The 17,614-nt window shown below is 73.5% G+C and carries 20 protein-coding genes; 7 read left to right on the forward strand and 13 right to left on the reverse strand.

The features are described from left to right. Positions 1-38 precede the first annotated feature (38 nt). Positions 39-1,214, reverse strand: coding sequence for a hypothetical protein (locus tag ACXR2U_RS02355; protein WP_458823309.1), 1,176 nt, complete (start codon positions 1,212-1,214; stop codon positions 39-41). Positions 1,215-1,420: 206 nt separating this feature from the next. Here ACXR2U_RS02355 and ACXR2U_RS02360 point away from each other — a divergent pair, with 206 nt between their 5' ends. Then, the gene (locus ACXR2U_RS02360; protein WP_458823310.1) at positions 1,421-2,218 is read left to right on the forward strand and encodes a phosphotransferase; all 798 of its coding nucleotides are present in this window, start codon (positions 1,421-1,423) and stop codon (positions 2,216-2,218) included. Continuing rightward, positions 2,215-2,415 (forward strand): hypothetical protein, encoded by a 201-nt coding sequence (locus tag ACXR2U_RS02365; RefSeq protein WP_458823311.1) that lies wholly within the window; start codon positions 2,215-2,217, stop codon positions 2,413-2,415. Before ACXR2U_RS02360 ends, ACXR2U_RS02365 begins: the two co-directional genes overlap by 4 nt. A gap of 10 nt (positions 2,416-2,425) precedes the next feature. On the opposite strand, the gene ACXR2U_RS02370 is transcribed toward ACXR2U_RS02365, so the two are convergent. From ACXR2U_RS02370 to ACXR2U_RS02380, 3 genes are all read right to left on the reverse strand, one after another. After that, entirely contained in the window at positions 2,426-5,554 is a 3,129-nt protein-coding gene (locus tag ACXR2U_RS02370) for a fibronectin type III domain-containing protein (RefSeq protein ID WP_458823312.1), read from the reverse strand. 133 nt (positions 5,555-5,687) lie between these two features. Further along, entirely contained in the window at positions 5,688-6,422 is a 735-nt protein-coding gene (locus ACXR2U_RS02375) for a phosphoadenylyl-sulfate reductase (protein WP_458823313.1), read from the reverse strand. A 45-nt stretch (positions 6,423-6,467) separates the two neighbouring features. After that, a complete protein-coding gene (locus ACXR2U_RS02380; protein ID WP_458823314.1) occupies positions 6,468-6,566 on the reverse strand; it encodes a putative leader peptide in 99 nt (32 codons plus the stop codon). A gap of 119 nt (positions 6,567-6,685) precedes the next feature. On the opposite strand from ACXR2U_RS02380, the gene ACXR2U_RS02385 reads away from it, so the two are divergent. Both ACXR2U_RS02385 and ACXR2U_RS02390 read left to right on the forward strand, forming a co-directional pair. Further along, positions 6,686-7,576, forward strand: a complete 891-nt coding sequence (locus ACXR2U_RS02385; RefSeq protein WP_458823315.1) for a diacylglycerol/lipid kinase family protein — start codon at positions 6,686-6,688, stop codon at positions 7,574-7,576. Positions 7,577-7,599: 23 nt separating this feature from the next. Then, positions 7,600-8,001 (forward strand): acyl-CoA thioesterase, encoded by a 402-nt coding sequence (locus ACXR2U_RS02390; RefSeq protein WP_458823316.1) that lies wholly within the window; start codon positions 7,600-7,602, stop codon positions 7,999-8,001. Here the strand turns inward: ACXR2U_RS02390 and ACXR2U_RS02395 are convergent. Together ACXR2U_RS02395 and ACXR2U_RS02400 are read right to left on the reverse strand one after the other, a co-directional pair. Then, complete coding sequence (locus tag ACXR2U_RS02395) at positions 7,920-8,303, reverse strand: hypothetical protein (protein WP_458823317.1); 384 nt, start codon at positions 8,301-8,303, stop codon at positions 7,920-7,922. The genes ACXR2U_RS02390 and ACXR2U_RS02395 overlap by 82 nt on opposite strands. Then, entirely contained in the window at positions 8,287-8,484 is a 198-nt protein-coding gene (locus ACXR2U_RS02400) for a hypothetical protein (RefSeq protein ID WP_458823318.1), read from the reverse strand. Before ACXR2U_RS02400 ends, ACXR2U_RS02395 begins: the two co-directional genes overlap by 17 nt. A 122-nt stretch (positions 8,485-8,606) precedes the next feature. Here ACXR2U_RS02400 and ACXR2U_RS02405 point away from each other — a divergent pair, with 122 nt between their 5' ends. Further along, positions 8,607-9,353 (forward strand): class I SAM-dependent methyltransferase, encoded by a 747-nt coding sequence (locus ACXR2U_RS02405; protein ID WP_458823319.1) that lies wholly within the window; start codon positions 8,607-8,609, stop codon positions 9,351-9,353. 6 nt (positions 9,354-9,359) lie between these two features. Here ACXR2U_RS02405 and ACXR2U_RS02410 read toward each other — a convergent pair whose 3' ends face one another. Then, complete coding sequence (locus ACXR2U_RS02410) at positions 9,360-9,980, reverse strand: L-threonylcarbamoyladenylate synthase (protein WP_458823320.1); 621 nt, start codon at positions 9,978-9,980, stop codon at positions 9,360-9,362. A gap of 59 nt (positions 9,981-10,039) precedes the next feature. On the opposite strand from ACXR2U_RS02410, the gene ACXR2U_RS02415 reads away from it, so the two are divergent. Next, the gene (locus ACXR2U_RS02415) at positions 10,040-10,471 is read left to right on the forward strand and encodes a VOC family protein (protein ID WP_458823321.1); all 432 of its coding nucleotides are present in this window, start codon (positions 10,040-10,042) and stop codon (positions 10,469-10,471) included. On the opposite strand, the gene ACXR2U_RS02420 is transcribed toward ACXR2U_RS02415, so the two are convergent. Further along, positions 10,468-12,165 carry a nitrite/sulfite reductase gene (locus tag ACXR2U_RS02420; RefSeq protein ID WP_458823322.1) on the reverse strand — a complete coding sequence of 566 codons (1,698 nt, stop codon included), beginning with the start codon at positions 12,163-12,165 and terminating at the stop codon, positions 10,468-10,470. The genes ACXR2U_RS02415 and ACXR2U_RS02420 overlap by 4 nt on opposite strands. An 11-nt stretch (positions 12,166-12,176) precedes the next feature. Further along, the gene (locus ACXR2U_RS02425) at positions 12,177-12,926 is read right to left on the reverse strand and encodes an RDD family protein (protein ID WP_458823323.1); all 750 of its coding nucleotides are present in this window, start codon (positions 12,924-12,926) and stop codon (positions 12,177-12,179) included. Between the two features lie 36 nt (positions 12,927-12,962). On the opposite strand from ACXR2U_RS02425, the gene ACXR2U_RS02430 reads away from it, so the two are divergent. After that, positions 12,963-13,973 carry a stage II sporulation protein M gene (locus ACXR2U_RS02430; RefSeq protein WP_458823324.1) on the forward strand — a complete coding sequence of 337 codons (1,011 nt, stop codon included), beginning with the start codon at positions 12,963-12,965 and terminating at the stop codon, positions 13,971-13,973. 56 nt (positions 13,974-14,029) lie between these two features. Here ACXR2U_RS02430 and ACXR2U_RS02435 read toward each other — a convergent pair whose 3' ends face one another. The 4 genes from ACXR2U_RS02435 to ACXR2U_RS02450 form a co-directional block, all read right to left on the reverse strand. Further along, positions 14,030-15,322: a DUF58 domain-containing protein gene (locus ACXR2U_RS02435; protein WP_458823325.1), complete on the reverse strand. Its 1,293-nt coding sequence runs from the start codon at positions 15,320-15,322 to the stop codon at positions 14,030-14,032. Position 15,323: 1 nt separating this feature from the next. Further along, complete coding sequence (locus ACXR2U_RS02440; protein ID WP_458823326.1) at positions 15,324-16,328, reverse strand: AAA family ATPase; 1,005 nt, start codon at positions 16,326-16,328, stop codon at positions 15,324-15,326. Next, a complete protein-coding gene (locus tag ACXR2U_RS02445; protein ID WP_458823327.1) occupies positions 16,316-17,449 on the reverse strand; it encodes a DUF4350 domain-containing protein in 1,134 nt (377 codons plus the stop codon). The genes ACXR2U_RS02440 and ACXR2U_RS02445 overlap by 13 nt, the downstream gene beginning before the upstream one ends. Continuing rightward, the coding region (locus ACXR2U_RS02450) for a DUF4129 domain-containing protein (RefSeq protein ID WP_458823334.1) at positions 17,446-17,614 on the reverse strand (169 nt) is incomplete at its 5' end. The genes ACXR2U_RS02445 and ACXR2U_RS02450, both read right to left, overlap by 4 nt.

The following is a 17,614-nucleotide window of genomic DNA, read 5'->3' on the forward strand; positions in this document are numbered from 1 at the left end:
GGTCCGGAGGCCGCGGGCACCGTTGGTTCATGCAACGATCAGGCGCCAGCGGCCTTCTGGAACCAACCGTTGAAGTCGACGACGAACCGGCTGGTCGGCACCGACGCGACGCGGAAGTAGCCGTCCGATGCCAGGCTCACGGGGCCGGAGTTGGCCACCGCCCGGCCCTGGATGGTGTTGAGGTCGGAGTACTTCGCCGGCAGCGTCAGGGTGGGGCCGGCCAGCAGGTAGCCGTCGAAGTCCGAGGCCGACGCGAGTGTCACCCAGGCGCCGGTGGTCGTGGCCGAGCCGTGGGCCGGGAGCTTGACGTTCGCACCCTCGCCGCTGGTGTCGTCGATCCGGATGCCGGGGGACGGCACGAAATACGAGCCGGTCCCATCCGGAGCGAGGTACCCGTTGACGTCGACGAGGACGTCGGTCCGACCGGCGTAGTTGTAGATCGCCACGCGGCCGTCAGCGCGGAGCGGCAGCACGACGCGGTTCGCCACGGTCGTGCCGCGGGAGAGGTTGAGGGTGGAGGCGGTGGGACGGGCGATGCCGCTGGGGTACGCGGTGAGGTAGGTCGTGGTGGCGGTCGGCTTGATCGCGACGAGGTTCGCGACGACGGCGGTGGCGTTCGCCGGCAGCCCGGCACGCGAACGGACGTCGAGGAGCTGCGTGCCGTTCGCGCTGAACGGCACCAGCCCGGTGTCCGACCGGGTGTCGGCGATGCGCTTCGGGGCGACGGGGGTGAACGTCGACGTGGTGGCGGCGCTCGCGCTGGTGACGTATCCCTCGACGTCGGCGACGACGTCGACCCCCGTCGAGGCGACGAAGGCTACGTTCCCGGAGGGCGACGCCGTCGGGATCGGCACCATGGCGAGGGTGGCGGACGGTGCCCCCGCCACGAAGTTGCTGCTCGAGGTTCCGGCGCCCTCGCCGACCCGGATCCACCCGGGGGCGGTCGCGTTGACCACCGTGACGTTGATGAGCACCGCGGTCACGTCGGCGCGGGCGACGCCGGGCAGGGCCTGGAGCGGCCTGATCGTCCCCCGGGTGAGCAGGCCCGTGCTGGCGCGGGTGTCGAGCACCCGGACCGGGGCGATGGGCACGATCGAGCCGCCGGGCGGTGGTGCGGCGGCCGAGCTGGACGGCGCCTCGACGAGGCCGGTCACGGCGACGGCCGCGAGGGTGGACGCGACGAGGGTCGCGCGGAGACGAGCTGAGGTGAGCACTGGCGGGTCCTCCTGGTCGTGGTCCCGCGGTGCGCGAGACGTCGGTAGACGCCGAGGCCGGCCGTCCCGTTCCACGCCGTGTCCGATTCGTGACCTCATCCGGCGTGGCACACGATTGCCAGATCGAACCCGAACATCGCCGGCACCCGCTGGTTGCAGGGTGCAACGATCGGGTGGCCGGCCGTCGATGACTAGCGTGGAGGTCGATGAGCTTCCCGGGCACGCACGTCGAGGTCCCGCCGGCGGTCACCACGATCGCGGCCGGCCGTCCCACCCGGTGCGTGTGGCGCAACCAGCTCGGCGGGTTGACGTTCGAGGTCGGCGACGGCGACGGCCGCGAGTTCGTCAAGTGGCAGCCGCACCACCCGCTCGCCGACATCGGGGCGGAGGTCCGACGGTTGCGGTGGGCGGCGCCGTACACCGCCGTGCCGAAGGTGCTCGGCACCGGACGCGACGAGACGGCGGCCTGGTTGCACACCGCCGGTCTGCCGGGGAAGTCGGCGGTTGCCACCCGCTGGAAGTCCGACCCTCGCGCCGCCGCCCGGGCCGTGGGCCGCGGACTGCGGCTGCTGCACGACGCCCTGCCGGTCGAGAAGTGCCTCTACGACTGGGGCCCTGCGACCCGACTGCCGCGCCTCGCGGCCGAGTCCGGCCGCGCCGTCCAGGACCTGCAGCGTGAGCTCGGGCCGACGCCGCCGGTCGACAGGCTGGTCGTGTGCCACGGCGATCCGTGCGTGCCGAACACGCTCCTCGACGAGGACGGCGAGGTGACCGGTCACGTCGACCTCGGCGCGCTCGGTGTGGCCGACAGGTGGGCCGACCTCGCCGTCGCCACCTGGAGCACGGTCTGGAACTTCGGTCCGGGCTACGAGGTGCCGCTGCTCGCCGCGTACGGCGTCGAGGCGGATCCCGTGCGGATGCGGTACTACCGCGCGCTGTGGGGAGACGCACCGAGCGGGCAGGCGTACGGTCAGACGCCCAGCGTCAAGCGGAGGTCGTCGTGATCGTGCTCGGCATCATCGGCGGGGTCGTCATGCTCGCCCTGCTCGTCGGTCTCTACGTCTGGACCCGGCGCAGCGAGCGGGACATCGAGATCCCGCTCCGCGAACTCACCGACCAGGAGAAGACAGCCCGGCTCATCGAACGCGGTGCTGCCGCCAACATCATCGGTGGCATGGGCGGCGGAGGCGGCGGCGTCTGACCGCGACGCCTCACCCTCCGACAATCCGGAACGACGCAACCCACGCGTCCTCCGTGGTGGCCAGGTAGTTGCCGGTCGCGACGCATTGTCCGTCCGCGGTACAAACCGGGTCGCTCAGAGCGGCCCCACCCAGCCGGGCGGCGACGGAGGGCTCGACCGTGGTGGCCGAATTCGACGAGTTCGTCGACAGTGCGGCGACGAAGCCGTGACTGACATGGGCACTGTCCGTCCAAGCACCCACGCCGCCACAGCGGCCGTCGGCGGTGCAAGCGATGCCGCTGAGCCCCTTTGTCTCCGTGGTGGCACCGGCCGGCAAAGCGGATTGGGTTCGGATCGTCCACGTTCCGCCCGTCACCGGGCGGGTCAGCAGGACTGACGCGGTCCCCAACCCGACGAGGACCGAGCACAGGGCGCTGCTGCACGCGACGTCGGTGACGTCGGTTGCATCGGCGGAGGTGGTGGGCAACAGTTCCGTCGACCAGGTGCCCGCGCGCCAACTCAACAACGCAGGTGCGCTGGTGGTCGAGCTCGACGGGGACGCGTAGCGGCCGCCGGCGGCGCAGATGCCGGTGACAGGGCAGGTGACCCGACCCAGGCCCGTCCACCCCGTCGAGCCCGAGGGAGCAGGCAGGGTGCGGGCGGTCCAGTTCGCGCCGGTGGTGGTCGACGCTACGAGCGCCGCGGGCGCCCCGGAGGTCGAGGCGCTGTCGCCGGTGGCCGCGCACGATGTGGCGGTGGCGCACGCGACCGAGCCGAGCGCGTAGGTCACCGATGCGGCGCTGGTGTTGAACGTCGCGTCGGTCCACGCTCCGCCGGCGAGCCGAGCGGCCCACGGTTGCTCGGCGGAGGCGGCGCTCCGGCCGCCCACTGCGACGCAGTTGCCCGTCACGGGGCAGTCGATCGCGCGCGCGTCGACATCCACGGTGGGCAGCAGGGCAGACGCAGCGGCAGCGCCGTTCCAGTGCGCCGCGAATGCGCGGCGATCGCCGGTCGCGTCGTCGACATAGGTCCCGACGATCTCGCAGTCGGCGTCCGCGGCGCAGGACACGGCGGCGACCGGTTTGGTGAACGACGCCGCGGTGGACGGCAGGGGCACCGGGGTGGAGCTCACCGTGCCGTCGACGCCCACCACGCCGATCAGGAGAAGTCCGTGCCGCGCGGCGGTCTCGTCGTAGTAGCCCGCAACGACCACACACGACCCAGACGGCGGGCAATCCTGGCCCGTGACCTGCTTCTGCGGGTCGAAGGCACCAGGCGGCACCGGCACTGTGGTCCCGACAACGCCCTGGGTACCAGCCGTGGTGAAGGTCGTGGTCGAAGCAGTGGGGCTGACGTTGCCAGACGAGTCGCGGGCGTACGCGGCGAACGTGTACGTCGCTCCGGACGCGAGGCTCTGGACGATCACGGTGTCAGTACGACCGCCGACGCCGACAGGGTTGCCGGTGGGCGGACCGGGCGGGGTCGTCCCGACCGCGGACCGCAGCACGGTGTCCGCGTAGTCGGCGTCGGCCGGACGCGTCCAGTGCAGTGTCACGGTCGTGGTGCCGACCGATGAAGTGATGAGCGCGGTGTCCGGACCCGGGGGAGTGAGGTCCGGCGGCAGGGTCGTGACGGTCACGGTGGCCGGCGCCGAGAAGTTCACGTGGGTGCGGTCGACCGCGAAGACCGCGTAGCTGTAGGTGGTTCCGGGCGTCAGCCCGGTGTCGACCACCCCCGTGTCGCTCGGGACGCCGGAGACGGGTGTGCCGTCGGTGCGCGAGGCGGGCGGCACGCTGCCGGGCAGGCGGCGGACGTCGAAGGACTCCGGGTAGCCGACGTCGGCGCCGGGCTCGGTCCACTGCAACGTCACGGAGGTGGTGGTCGGCGTGGCCGTGAGGTCCTGGGGCGTGGCCGGCAGCGCCGGGAGGTAGTAGCCCGAGACGTCCACGACGACCGACACCCCGCGGGTGGTCGCGAGGTAGAGCACGTCCGCGCCGCCGTCGCCGACCGTCAGCGTGGCCTGGTTCGCGACGGTGCGGCCCGCAGTCCAGTTGAGGTTCGACGTGGCCGGCCGCGCACCCCCAGCGGGGTACGTGGTCAGGTAGCCCGTCGCCCCGGCGTTGGTCACGGTCAGGTTGGCGACGACGGCCGCGACACGGGTGGTCGGGACCCCGCCCGTGCCCGGCAGGGTCAGCGGGATCTCCTGGTCGATCGGGAGCGGCCCCGACGTGCGGGAGTCGAAGGCGCGGGCGGGCGGGAGTGCGACGAAGGTGCCGGGCTCGGTGGCCGCACCGCCGATGACGAACCCGGTGACGTCGAGGACGACGTCGACCGGGCCGCCGCCGGCGAACACGCGGACCGCGCCCGAGGCGTCGACCGGGACCGTGACCTGGTTCGACACGACCTGGCCCGCGGCGAAGTTCAGCGACGACACCGTCGGCTTGTCGCCGCCGCCCCAGACGGTGAGGTAGCCCGAGGTCGTCGACCGCACGGCGGTGAGGGTTCCGGTGACGGCACTGATGCCGGTCGCGGCGGGCAGACCGCCCCGTCCGGCGATCGCGACGGTGGTCGTGGCGCCCTTGGCGAGGGCGCCTCGGGGGCCGCCGACGCCCGCGCGGGTGTCGAGCAGACGGGTGGGGGTGCGGCCGACGTAGGCCCCGGGCGCGTTCGGGGTGCCCCCGAGGAAGTAGCCGGACACGTCGGCGACGAGGTCGACCGGCTTGCCGCTGCTCACCAGCAGGTCGACCGCGCCGCCGGTGCCGAGCGTGACGGTGGCCTGCCCGGCCACGACCTGACCGGTGGTCCAGTTGACGACCGAGGCGGTCGGAACGGCGGCGCCGGTCGGGTAGGCGCTGAGGTAGCCACCCGCGGCCTTGCCGACCACGGTGAGGGTGAGGACGACGGCGCCGGCGCCGGTCGGCACGCCACCGCGGCCCGCGACGCTGACGTGGAGCGCGCGACCGCCCACAGCCGGGGCCTGCGGGGCGCCGAGGCCGGAGCGGGTGTCGAGGACCCGGCTGGGCGTGAGACCGACGAACGCACCCGGCGTGGACGGGACCGGCGGCGCGGCCGCGGCGGGCGTGGCCGTCACCGTTCCGACCAGGGCGGCGACCACGGCGGCGAGGACCACCAGGAGGACGGGACGGGACGTGCGCACCACGGGTGGGACTCCAGACTCCAAGCACGCCTGGGGACCCCGGAACAGCCGGTGGCGTGAGCGGCCGCGACGTTAACAGCGGCCACCGACGCTTCGGCGTCAGTCGTGTTCGGGTCGTGTCAACCCGGTCACGCGGCTAGAGGTTGATGCCGCACTCGGTCTTGGTCGTGCCGGCCCAGCGGCCGTCGCGAGCGCTCTCCCCGGGCTGCAGGCGGCGGGTGCAGGGCTCGCAGCCGACCGAGCCGTAGCCGTCGGACAGCAACGGGTTGACCAGGATGTTGTTCGCGGCGATGTAGGCGTCGACGTCCGCCTCGGTCCAGGCCACGATCGGGTTGATCTTGACCATGTCGCGCTTGGCGTCCCACTCGATGGCCTTCGCGCCGGCGCGCGACGGCGACTCGTCGCGGCGCACGCCACTCGCCCACGCGGTGTAGCCGCGCAGCGTGCGGTTGAGCGGGGTGACCTTGCGCATCGTGCAGCAGGCGTCGGGGTCGCGCTCGAACAGCCGCGCTCCGAACTGCGCGTCCTGCTCCGCGACGGTCAGGTCGGGCTTCGCAGTGACCAGCGTGATCGGCAGGCTCGAGGTGACGGCGTCGCGCGTGCCGATGGTCTCGACGAAGTGGTAGCCGGTGTCGACGAACACGACGTCCACGCCCGGCATGACCTCGGACGCCAGGTGCGACAGCACGGCGTCGGCCATGGACGCGGTCACGCAGAGACGCTCGCCGAAGGTGCCGGCGGCCCACTCCAGGACGGTCCGGGCCGGGGCGCCGTCGAGGCGCTCACCGGCCTGCAGGGCGTAGGCGCGCAGCTGCTCGGTGTCGAATCCGGTGACGGGGGAGTGACGTGCAGGCGCGATGACGGCGGTCATGAGGGGTGGATCTCCGGGAGGGGTGCGAGGGGACGGGTGGACCGGTCAGGAGACCGGTCGACACACCGCGCTCGACACACGCTGGAGATCGACGTGCAGACGCGCGACCAGCATGGTGCTGGTGGGGGCGACGTCGGCAGGCACGACTCCAGTGTTCCACAACCGGGGCCCGCGTCACGGGTCGGTGCAGCAGGTCACGCCGCCACCCGATCCCTGTGTTTCCGGTCGTTCTGGCCGGGAATCAGCCCTCTACGCTGCGGTCCGTGGCTCGCATCGCACGCGTCGTGGTCGTCTTCAACCCGCACAGCTCAGGCGACGGCGAACGGTCGGCCCGCGAGTTCCAGGAACGGTTGCACACGGCCCGACCGGACCTGCCGGTCGAGCTGGTCGCCACCGAGCGGGCGGGCCACGGCCGGGAGCTCGCCGCCCGGCACGGGGCGGGCGGGACACCCGACGCCGTCGTACTCGTCGTCTCGGCGAGTGGGGACGGCGGCTACCACGACGTCGTCAACGGCGTGCTCGACGCGGGTGGGTCGGCCGCCGGGGTGGCCGCCGCCGTGCTGCCCGCGGGCAACGCCAACGACCACCGGCGCACGACGGCCAGGCGTCCGCTCGTCGACGCCGTCGCTGACGACGACCTCAGCCGGCTCGACCTGCTCACGGTGCAACGGTCGGACGCGTCGACGGAGTACGCGCACTCCTACATCGGGATCGGGGTCACGGCCGCCGTGGCGGTCGGGCTCGAGGAGAGCGGTGGCAAGGGCTCGATCGGTGAGGTGCTCACGACCCTGCGTGTGCTCCGCCGGCTGGTGCCGGTCGTCCTCGAACGGGACGGCCGTCGCCGTCAGTTCGACGCGATCGTCGCCTCGACCGTGAGCGGCATGGCGAAGTACGTGACCCTCGACGCCGAGGCCGAACCCGACGACGGTCGCTTCGAGGTGATCGAACTCGGCCACCTGCCGGTGTGGCGGTACCCGGGCGTGCTCGTGCGTGCCGCGACCGGGCGCCTGCCCGGGCGGCGGGGGATGCAGCGGTACGCGTTCCGCACCACCGACGTCACCCCGTTGCAGCTCGACGGCGAGGTGCGCGAGCTCCCCGCCCGCGCCGACGTCACCATCGGCATCGCACCGGGGGCACTGCTCACCGTGCGGTAGGCGCCGGCTGTCAGGATCGGGCGGTGCCCACCGCCACCTGGTCCGCTCCCGTGCGTTTCGTCGAGGTCGACGCGCAGGAGGTCGTCTTCAACGCGCACTACCTGACCTGGTGCGACGAGGCGATGGCGGCGTACTTCGCCGCGTTGCCCGCAGCCGGGCGCGACCTGGTCGAGTTCACCCGCAACGTCCGGCTGGTCACCACGACGTTGACCTGGCGGTCGTCGGTGGCGTGGCGGGAGACGGTCGCCGTGGACGTGACCTGCACGAGGATCGGGCGCAGCAGCCTCACGCTGTCGTTCACCATCCGCGTCGGGGAGCGCGTCTGCTGCGAGGTCGAGACGGTCTACGTGTCGGTCGGCTCCGACGGCACCCCGGTGCCGGTGCCCGACGACATCCGGTCGGCTCTCACGGCGTCGGACGACTGAGCGCTCAGCACCGATCCCTTCGACCGCCACGACAACGTCGAACCGCGCGACTGGGCCGACAGCATCGAGAACGACGACTGCCAGCTGCCGATCGAACCGATCGAGAACGACGACCCGACGCTGAGCACGGAACAGAACGACCCGACCGATCCGACGGACCCGAACGAGCCGACCGATCCGATCGACAGCGCCGAACGCTTCGACCCGATCGACAGCCAGGAGCCGTCGTCGGAGTCCCAGGACCGCCGGTACGAGTCGACCAGTGCATCGCGCAACAGTCGCCAGTCAGGGCGTGGGCTCATGCTCCGATCCTGCCGCGTCGTCGCCCGAACCGGAACGGGTCAGCCCGATCATCCGCAACCGGAACGCGCGGCGGCAGGAGTCACACCGCCACTGACCGTGCGGGTCCTCGAGGCCGCCGAACGGTCGGATGGTCTCCTCGCCGCAGTACGGGCAGTAGAACGGCGCCGCGCGTTCACTCACCCGCGCGACTGTAGAGAACCGCCGCATCGGCCCGGCCGGAAGAGTCTGCCGGACCGAATATCGGGATCGCCGGATCGCGGCTAACTTCGCGTGCGTCTCAACCGTGCGTGCGAGGAGAACCGGTGACAGCCACGACCGACCGCCCGTCCGCCCCGCCCGCGGGCGCCGGGCTGATGTTCGACAACCCGCGTGCGACGACCGACAGTTCGCTGACGTTCTGGACCATGGCCCAGACCGTCGCGCTGGACTGCACGACGATCTACGACGTCGGGTGCGGACGCGGCGCGATGGTCGGCGCGTGGGGCGCCGGCCGGTCGCTGCACGACCTGCGCGCCCCCGGCCGACACGTGGTGGGCATGGACGTCGACCCGGACGCCGCCGCCAACCGGGTCGTCGACGAGTTCCGTCTCATGACCGGCGGCGCGTGGCCCGCGGAGGACGCGAGCGCCGACCTGGTGGTCGCCGACTGGGTCCTCGAGCACGTCGACGACCCGCACGGTTTCGTCGACGAACTGGACCGGGTCCTGCGCCCCGGTGGGGTGTTCCTCGCCCGCACGGTGTCCCGGTGGTCGCCGATGGCGCTCGCGGCGCGCACCGTGCCGCAGCGGATGCACGTCGGTGCGCTGCGGCGGCTGCAGCCCACCAAGGCACCCGAGGACACGTTCCCGACCCGCTACCGGATGAACCGGCGCGCGGACCTCGCCGCCTTGCTCGACGACCGGTTCACGTGGACCTCGGTGCACCGACCGGGCCTCGACACCTACGTCCGGCCGTGGCCCGCCCTGGCCAGCACGGTGTCGGTGGTGGAGAAGTTCCTGCCGCAGTCGGCTCACCTGGTTCTCGTGGTCTGCGCCCGCAAACGCGGGTGAACCGCCTCAGCCGAACCGGTCGGGATCGCCCGCACCGACCCGGGTGACCTCGGGGGTGCCGTCGGACCAGTCGACGACCGTGGTCGGCTCGCGCCCGCACTCGCCGCAGTCGATGACCGCGTCGAGCGCGTGGCCGTAGTCGTCCTGCACGGTCCAGCCGTCCGTCAGCGGTTCGTCCGAGCCCGGCGGGATGAACGTGCTGGAGACCAGCGGTGCGCCCAGTTCGCGCAGCAGCGCCTGCACGACCGGGAAGTCGGGGATGCGGACGCCGACCGTGCGCTTCTTCGGGTGGGCGAACCGGCGCGGCACCTCGCGGGTCGCCCGCAGGATGAACGTGTACGGCCCGGGTGTCGCCGCCTTCACCGCGCGGAACTCCGGGTTGTCCATCTGCACGAACTCGCCGAGTTGCGCGAAGTCCGAGCACACCAGCGTGAAGTGGTGCCGGTCGTCGAGATCGCGCAGGCGCCGGATCCGCTCGGTGCCGGTGTGGCTGTCCAGGGTGCAGCCCAACGCGTAGCCGGAGTCGGTGGGGTAGGCGAGCAGGCCGTCGTCCCGGAGCACGGACACCGCCTGCGCGATCAGCCGCGGCTGCGGGTCGCGCGGGTGCACGTCGAGGTAGCGGGCCACGCCGGTCAGCGTAGGACGCGGCGGTTCCGCCGCGGGGCGGGTTCTGCCACGCTGGGGCCGTGGCGGACCGGGCGGCGGCGGGTCTCGGACAGACGGTGCCGGCGTTGCCGGTGCGCGAGATCCCGGCGGCGGTCGACTTCTACGAGCAGCGCTACGGCTTCGAGTGCGTGCACCGCGACGACGGGTTCGCGGTGCTGGTCCGCGACGCCGCCCGCATCCACCTGTGGCGGGCCGACGACGCCAGCTGGCAGGAGCGGTCGGACCTCAGCGAGCGACCGGTGCGCTCGGGTGCCGAGAGCTTCCTGGCGGGCACCGCGAGCTGCCGGGTCGAGACCGCCGACGTCGACGCCCTGTTCGCCGAGTACCGCCGCACCGCCGTGCTGCACGGACTTTCCGGCGACGGCATCACGACGACCGACTTCGGCACCTACGAGTTCTCGACCCTGGACCTGGACGGCAACCTGGTCGAGTTCTACCGCTGGATCTCCTAGAGCAGCCAGTCCTCGTCGGCGCGGCCGACGTAGTCGGCGAACGTCTCGTCGCTCGAGGTGCGGCGCTCGAGGTAGCCGCGCAGCACCCGCTCGGCGTAGTCGGGCAGGTCGTCGGCGTTCACCTTCAGGCCGCGGAACTTGCGACCGAGTGCGGCCCGGCCGGCGAGCTCGCCGCCGAGGTGCACCTGGAACGCCTCGACGTCCTCGCCGTCCGGCCCACGCGCCACCAGGCCCTTGAAGCCGAGGTCGGCGACCTGGAACCGGGCGCAGGAGTTGGGGCAGCCGTTGACGTTGACGGTCACCGGGGTGTCGAAGTCGGGCAGCCGCTGCTCGAGCTCGCCGCGCAGCCAGTTGGCCCGGCCCTTGGTCTCGACGATCGCGAGCTTGCAGAACTCGATGCCGGTGCAGGCGATCGTGCCGCGTCGGAACGCCGACGGCCGGGCCGCCCAGCCGAGGGCGTCGAGTTCGGCGACGACGGTGTCGACGTCGGCCGCCTCGACGTCGAGCAGCACCAGGCCCTGCTGGGCCGTGGTGCGGATGCGACCCGAGCCGTAGCGGTCGGCGAGCGCCGCGATCGCGGTGAGGGTCGCGCCGGACGAGCGACCGGCCTGACCGGTGGCGCCCACGGCGAACCGGCCGTCCTTCTGTTCGGTGACGCCGACGTGGTCGCGCGGGCCGGGGAGCATCTCCACCGCGGGGCCGTCGGGGAGCTCGCGGCCGAGGAACTCGTCCTGCAGCACCTGCCGGAACTTCTCCGGACCCCAGTCGGCCATCAGGAACTTGATGCGGGCGTGGTTGCGCGACCGTCGGTACCCGTAGTCGCGGAACAGGCCGCACACGCCCGCCCAGACCTCACGCACCTCGTCGGGCCGCACGAACACCCCGAGCCGCTGGGCGAACATCGGGTTGGTCGACAGGCCGCCGCCGACCCAGAGGTCGAAACCCGTGGTGCCGTCGGGCAGGCGCACGCCCTCGAACGCGACGTCGTTGATCTCGTGGTTCGTGCAGTGGTGCGCGCACCCGGAGATCGAGGTCTTGAACTTGCGCGGCAGGTTCGAGAACTGCGGGTCACCGAGGTAGGCGTCGACGGTCTCGCGCAGGGCCGGACCGGCCTCGAGGATCTCGTCGGCGGCCACGCCGTCCAACGGGCAGGCGAGCATGACGCGCGGGGTGTCGCCGCAGGCCTCGGTGGTGGAGAGGCCGACGCCCTCGAGCGCCTCCCAGATGGCGGGGACGTCCTCGATGCGGATCCAGTGCAGCTGGACGTTCTGGCGGTCGGTGACGTCGGCGACGTCGCGGCCGTACCGCGTGGAGATCTCGCCGATCACGCGCAACTGGTCGGAGGTGAGCTTCCCGCCGTCGATCCGGACGCGGAGCATGAAGTAGGGCGCGTCGAGTTCCTCGGGCTCGAGGACGGCGGTGCGTCCGCCCGGGATGCCTTCGGCGCGCTGGGTGTACAGGCCGTACCAGCGCATCCGCCCGCGCAGGTCCGACGGGTCGATCGAGTCGAACCCGCGCTTGCTGTAGATCTGCTCGATCCGGGCCCGCACGTTCAGACCGTCGTCGTCACGCTTGGTGCGTTCGTTGGGGTTCAGCGGTTCGCGGTAGCCGAGCGCCCACTGGCCTTGGGCCCGGGGCTTGGCCGCCCGGCCGGCGCGGGGGGTGCGGGGCGCGGCTGGCGCATCGGTCGACACGACGATCGAGGTTACAGAGACCCCGCACGGCGCCGTCGTTCTGCGAGGACCGTCACCAGCAGCACCCCCGGCGGCGTGGGCGGAGGGGGCGGTGACACCACCGCCGCCACCCGTCGGGCGAGGTCGGCCTCGACCGCGGCGCGCGCCGGCGCGCGGTAGCCGGTCGCCCGGGTGACGAAGGCGCGGAGCGCGAGGGCGAGGTCGTCGTCGATGCGGGAGAGGTCGGCTGAGGTGACCCACGGCCACAGGTAGGCGTCGGGGACCACGGGCACCGCCGGCCGGATGACCGTGCGCCGGTCCTGGACGACCACGGTGCCCGCGAGCAGGTCGCCGATGCGCTTCCACGACGGTGACGACGACGCCGTCACCAGCCCGGCGGCCGTCCCCAGCGGCACCAGCAACCCGGGCTTCTCCAGCACCAGCGAGCACACGCCGCGCACGAAGGCCTGGCGGAAGCCGATGGGGCCGGCGTCGTCACGCACCACCCGCAGACCCATCGCGAGCTTGCCGAGGGTGCGTCCCCGGGACAGCCACTCCGCGACGATCGGGTAGGCGCCGAAGACCGCCACGGTCACGAGGATGAAGAACGCGGTGAGGGCCGCGCCGTCGGCCCGCGAGGCCGCGGCGAGGGTCACCGTGACGACCACGAACAGCGCGATGACCTGGACGGCGAGGTCGATGGCCCCGGCGACCACCCGCGAGCCCGGTCCGGCGAGCGGCAGGTCGAGCTCGACGCCCTCTCCGGACACCAGAGTCTGCACCCACCCATCCTCGCGCAGGCACCTATTCTCTGGCCCATGGTGGCGTCGTTCGACCTCGACGCCTTCGTCGCGGCCCGCGCCGGCGGGTGGGAGCGGTTGCGTCAGCTCGCCACCGCCCGCTCGCTCGACGCCCACGGGGCCGACGAACTGGTCGCCCGCTACCAGCAGGCGAGCTCGGACCTGCTGCAGGTCCGCGCCCACGGCGGTGACCCGGAGACCGTCCGCCTGCTCTCGGCCACGGTCGCCACCGCACGGGCGGCGGTCCTCGGGGGCGCCCCGCGCCGTCGTGGTTGGCGGGCGTTCGGCCACGGGGTCACCGTCGCGTTCCCGCTGGCGGTCTACGAGTCGTGGCGGTGGTGGGTCGGCACGGCGGCGGCGAACGTCGTCGTGGCCGCCGCGATGATCTGGTACGTCAGCGGCCACCAGGACCGGCTTTACCGCGCCATCCCCAGCGAGAACGTGCGGCAGCTGGTCGACCACGACTTCGCCGACTACTACTCGGCCAACCCGGCGCAGAGCTTCGCCGCGCAGGTGTGGCTCAACAACGCCCTGGTCTCGGCACTGGGGCTGGTCCTCGGGGTCACGCTCGTCGGCACCGTGGTGGTGCTGTGGGCCAACATCTCCAACGTCGGGTTGATCGGCGGGGCGATGATCGCCGCGGGCAAGGGCGAGGTCTTCTTCGGCCTGATCCTGCCGCACGGCCTGCTCGAGCTCACCGCGGTGTTCGTCGCGACCGGGTCGGGTCTGCGGCTCGGCTGGGCCTGGGTGGCACCCGGCGCCCGCAGCCGCGCCCAGGCGTTGGCCGAGACCGGTCGCAGCACCCTGGTCGTCGCGCTCGGGCTGGTCGGCGTGCTGGCGGTGTCCGGTGCGGTCGAGGCCTTCGTGACGCCCTCGGGTCTGCCGACCTGGGCGCGCATCGGCACCGGCATCGCCGTCGAACTCGCGTTCCTCGTCTACGTCTTCGTGCTCGGTCGCCGCGCCGCCCTACGGGGCGAGTCGGCCGACGTCGCCGCCGGCGAACGTGAGGACGTCGTCGCCCACGCCTGACGACCAAGTCCTGTGTACTTCTGCAGCCTGTGGCCGCAGGAGTACACAGAATTTGGTCAGCGGCGGCCGGTGCGGTGGTCGAGGTAGGCGTCGGTGACGGCCCCGGCGAACGTGTCGGGGGGCGCCTCGACCACCCGGGCGCCCAGCGCCTGCAACCGCCGGGCGAAGTCCGCCCGCTGCTCGGCCTGCAGGGTCGCGGCCGCGGCGAGGTAGGCGTCGGCGGGTTCGGCGCCGTCGGCGCGGACGGCGGCCGCGGCCCGGTCGGCGACCGGATCGGTGACCGCGGCGACGACCAGGGTGTGGTCGCGGACCAGACCCCGCACGACGGCGGTGGTGGCCGCACGCGGGCCCTCGTCGAGCGCGGTGAACAGCACCACCAGTGCCCGCCGGCCCGCGACCGTGGACACCGCCCCGAGCACGGCCGTGGGGTCGGTCTCGACCAGCCGCGGTTCGAGGCCCGCGGTCAGCGCCGACGCGCGCCGCAGCCGGTCACGGCCGCCCGCCACCCCGAGGCTCGCCTGGGTCTCGCGGTCGACCGCGACCAGCCCGGCCCGGTCGCCGGCACGGGTGACGACGGCGACGAGCAGCAGCGCGGCGTCGATGGCGGCGTCGAGGCGGGGTTCGTCGCCGAGCCGGGCCGCCGAACCCCGGCCGGTGTCGAGGACGACCAGTACCCGGCGGTCCTGCTCGGGTCGGAAGGTCCGCACCACGACGCCGGTCGAGCGGGCGGTGGCGCGCCAGTCGACGGCCGTGGCGTCGTCGCCCGGCACGTACGCGCGCAGGGCGTCGAACTCGGTGCCGCGCCCCGCCCGGCGGGCGGTGACGCTGCCCTCCAGTTCGCGCAGCCGGGCGAGCTTGGCCGGGATCAGACGTCGTGAGGGGAAGGCCGGCAGCACCAGCGCCGCCCCGGGCAGCGGCCGGCGCCGCTGGCGGCCGGCAACGCCGAGGGGGCCGAGGGAGGCCACGGCGACCTCGACGGCCGGTCGACGGCCGCGGCGGGTGGGACGCAGCGCGGTCGTGAGCTCACGCGTCTCGCCCGCGGCGAGGCGCCACCGCGACACGGCCGGGTCGGCGCCGGCCGACGGCACCCACCGGTCACGCAGCCGCAGCCGCGCGGTGCGACGCGATCCGTTGCGCACAGCAACGGTCGCGGTGGTGAGCTCGCCGAGCCGGGTCGGGCCGGCGGGTCGGCGTTCGGCGGCGATCCGGGCCACCGGCGCGGCGAGGGCGAGGTCGACGGTGACGGCCAGTACCAGGACACTGGCCCACACGCCGAGCGCGATCGGCGACCAGAACGCGGCGACGACACCGAGCGCGGCGAGCGCGACCAGCCGGCCGGTCAGCAGCACGTCAGCGCGGCGCGCGGACGGCCGCGAGGACCGCGTCGAGCACGGCGGTGGTGGTGGCGCCCTCGAGTTCGGCTTCCGGCCGCAGCACCATCCGGTGCCGCAGCACCGGCCGGGCCATGGCCTGGACGTCGTCGGGTGTGACGTAGGCGCGCGAGGAGAGGAAAGCCCACGCGCGGGCGGCGGCCAGCAGGGCCGTGGCTCCCCGGGGTGACACGCCGAGGGCGACGGCCGGGGCGTCACGGGTGGCCCGGACCAGCGCCACGACGTAGTCCAGGATCTCCGGTGCACAGTGCAACGTTCGCACCGCGGTGATGCCGGCGCGCAGTTCCTCCGGCCCCGTGACCGCCCGCACGCCCGCGGCGGCGAGGTCACGGGGGTCGAACCCGGCGACATGCGCGGCGAGCATGTTGCGCTCGGCGGCGGCATCGGGCAGCGGAACGGTCAGTTGCACGAGGAAACGGTCGAGCTGCGCCTCGGGCAGCGGGTACGTGCCCTCGTACTCGACCGGGTTCTGGGTCGCGACCACGCAGAACGGGTCGGGCAGCGGGCGGGACACGCCGTCGACCGTGACCTGCCGCTCCTCCATCGCCTCCAGCAGGGAGGCCTGGGTCTTGGGCGGCGTGCGGTTGATCTCGTCGGCGAGCAGCAGGTTGGTGAACACTGGACCGGGCCGGTACTCGAAGGCGCCGGCCCTCTGGTCGAACACCAACGAACCCGTGACGTCCGAGGGCATGAGGTCGGGGGTGAACTGCACCCGGCTGGTCCCGAGCCCGCTGGCGACGGCGAGCGCGCGGACCAGCATGGTCTTGGCCGTGCCCGGGACCCCCTCGAGCAGCACGTGACCACCTGCGAGCAGCCCGACCAGCACGCCGCTGATGACGCCGTCCTGGCCCAGCACGACCTTGGCCACCTCGCGGTGCACGGCCCGCCACGGCCCGGCGGCGGTGGCGGGGTCGTGAGGGGTCTCGGTGGTCGCGGTGGTCGCGGGGCCGGTCACGACGTCCATCCTGCCCGACCGCCCACGGTGCGGAGGCGGTCCTCGAGGTCGGCGAGGTCACGGGCGAGGCGCAGCAGGTCGTCGCCGTCCACGGGCGGCGGGCCGGCGAGCAGGCCCTCGGGGACCGGCGCGCCGAGCGCCCGTGCAGCCTCGTGGGCCACGACCGGCGGCGGGGTTCCCGGGGGCAAGGTCAGCTGGCGTCGCAGCCGGGTCGTCGTTGCATGGCGCAACAGTGCCGCCGCGCGGGCGGTGTCGCCGGTGCGTTCGTACAGCCGGGCGCGGCCGCGGACGATCTCGTCGGCCCGCACGACGACCGGCAGTGGTTCGGCCACCGGCGTCCCCAGGCGCCGGCCGCGCCACAGCACGACCAGCAGCCCCACCCCCAGTAGCCACGAGGCAGCGGTCTCGGCGTGGTCGGGCAGGGCCGACCAGACCGAGCCGGTGGGCCCGGTGTCGGCGTCGGCACCCGGGCGCACGATCACCAGCTCCGAGGTCGTCCCCAGCACGTCGAGAGCGAGTGCCGCGGTACCGGTCGCGTCCAGGCGGGCGTTGACCAACCCTCCGGGGTCGCCCAGTACGGAGACCCGACCGTCACGGGCGAAGGCGCCGGTGTAGCAGACGGTCGCGGGCGTGGGGCCGTCGTAGGTCGAGGCGGACGAGAACGCCACCGGACCCGCGGCCGCCGCGGCCGGGTCGTCGCAGCCGGGTGCGACCGTTCCCGTCACGGGCAGGGTGTCGGTGGTGCGCACCAGGTCGGACCGGACCGCGGCGAGCGCGGCGTTCCCGGGCGCGAGCAGGACGAGCGGTCCGGAGGTGTCGGCGGCGAGGGCGGCGAGCCGGTCGGGGGCGTAGTCGTTGGAGGCGAGGACGAACACGGTGCGGGCGTCGCCACCGCCGCGCGCGTCGGCGAGCGAGTCCACCTCCCGGACGTTCGTGCCGCGCGCGTCGAGCAACCGGGCGAGGGCCCGGGCGCCGTCGGGTCGGGTGCTGGTGATCGACAGCGGTTCGTCGCCGTCGGTGTCGGAGCGGCCCAGCAGGACGATCGCGGCCACCGCCAGCAGCACGACCACGACCAGCACGACCAGCCCGCGTCGAGCCCGGGTGGGGCGACGTTCGAGCGTGGTCGTCACGGGCGTTCTGAGGACGCGCGGGTGCGGCGGACCGCCTCGAGGCCGGCGCGGGCCGTCTCGACGTCGGCGGAGGTCGCCGGGCGGGCCCCGAACCAGGTCTCGTCGAACACCCGCGCCGCCCCGCCCAGGGGACCGGCGGCGTCGGGGACGGCCGCCCCGCCCTCG

Source organism: Jatrophihabitans sp. YIM 134969 (genome assembly GCF_054456675.1).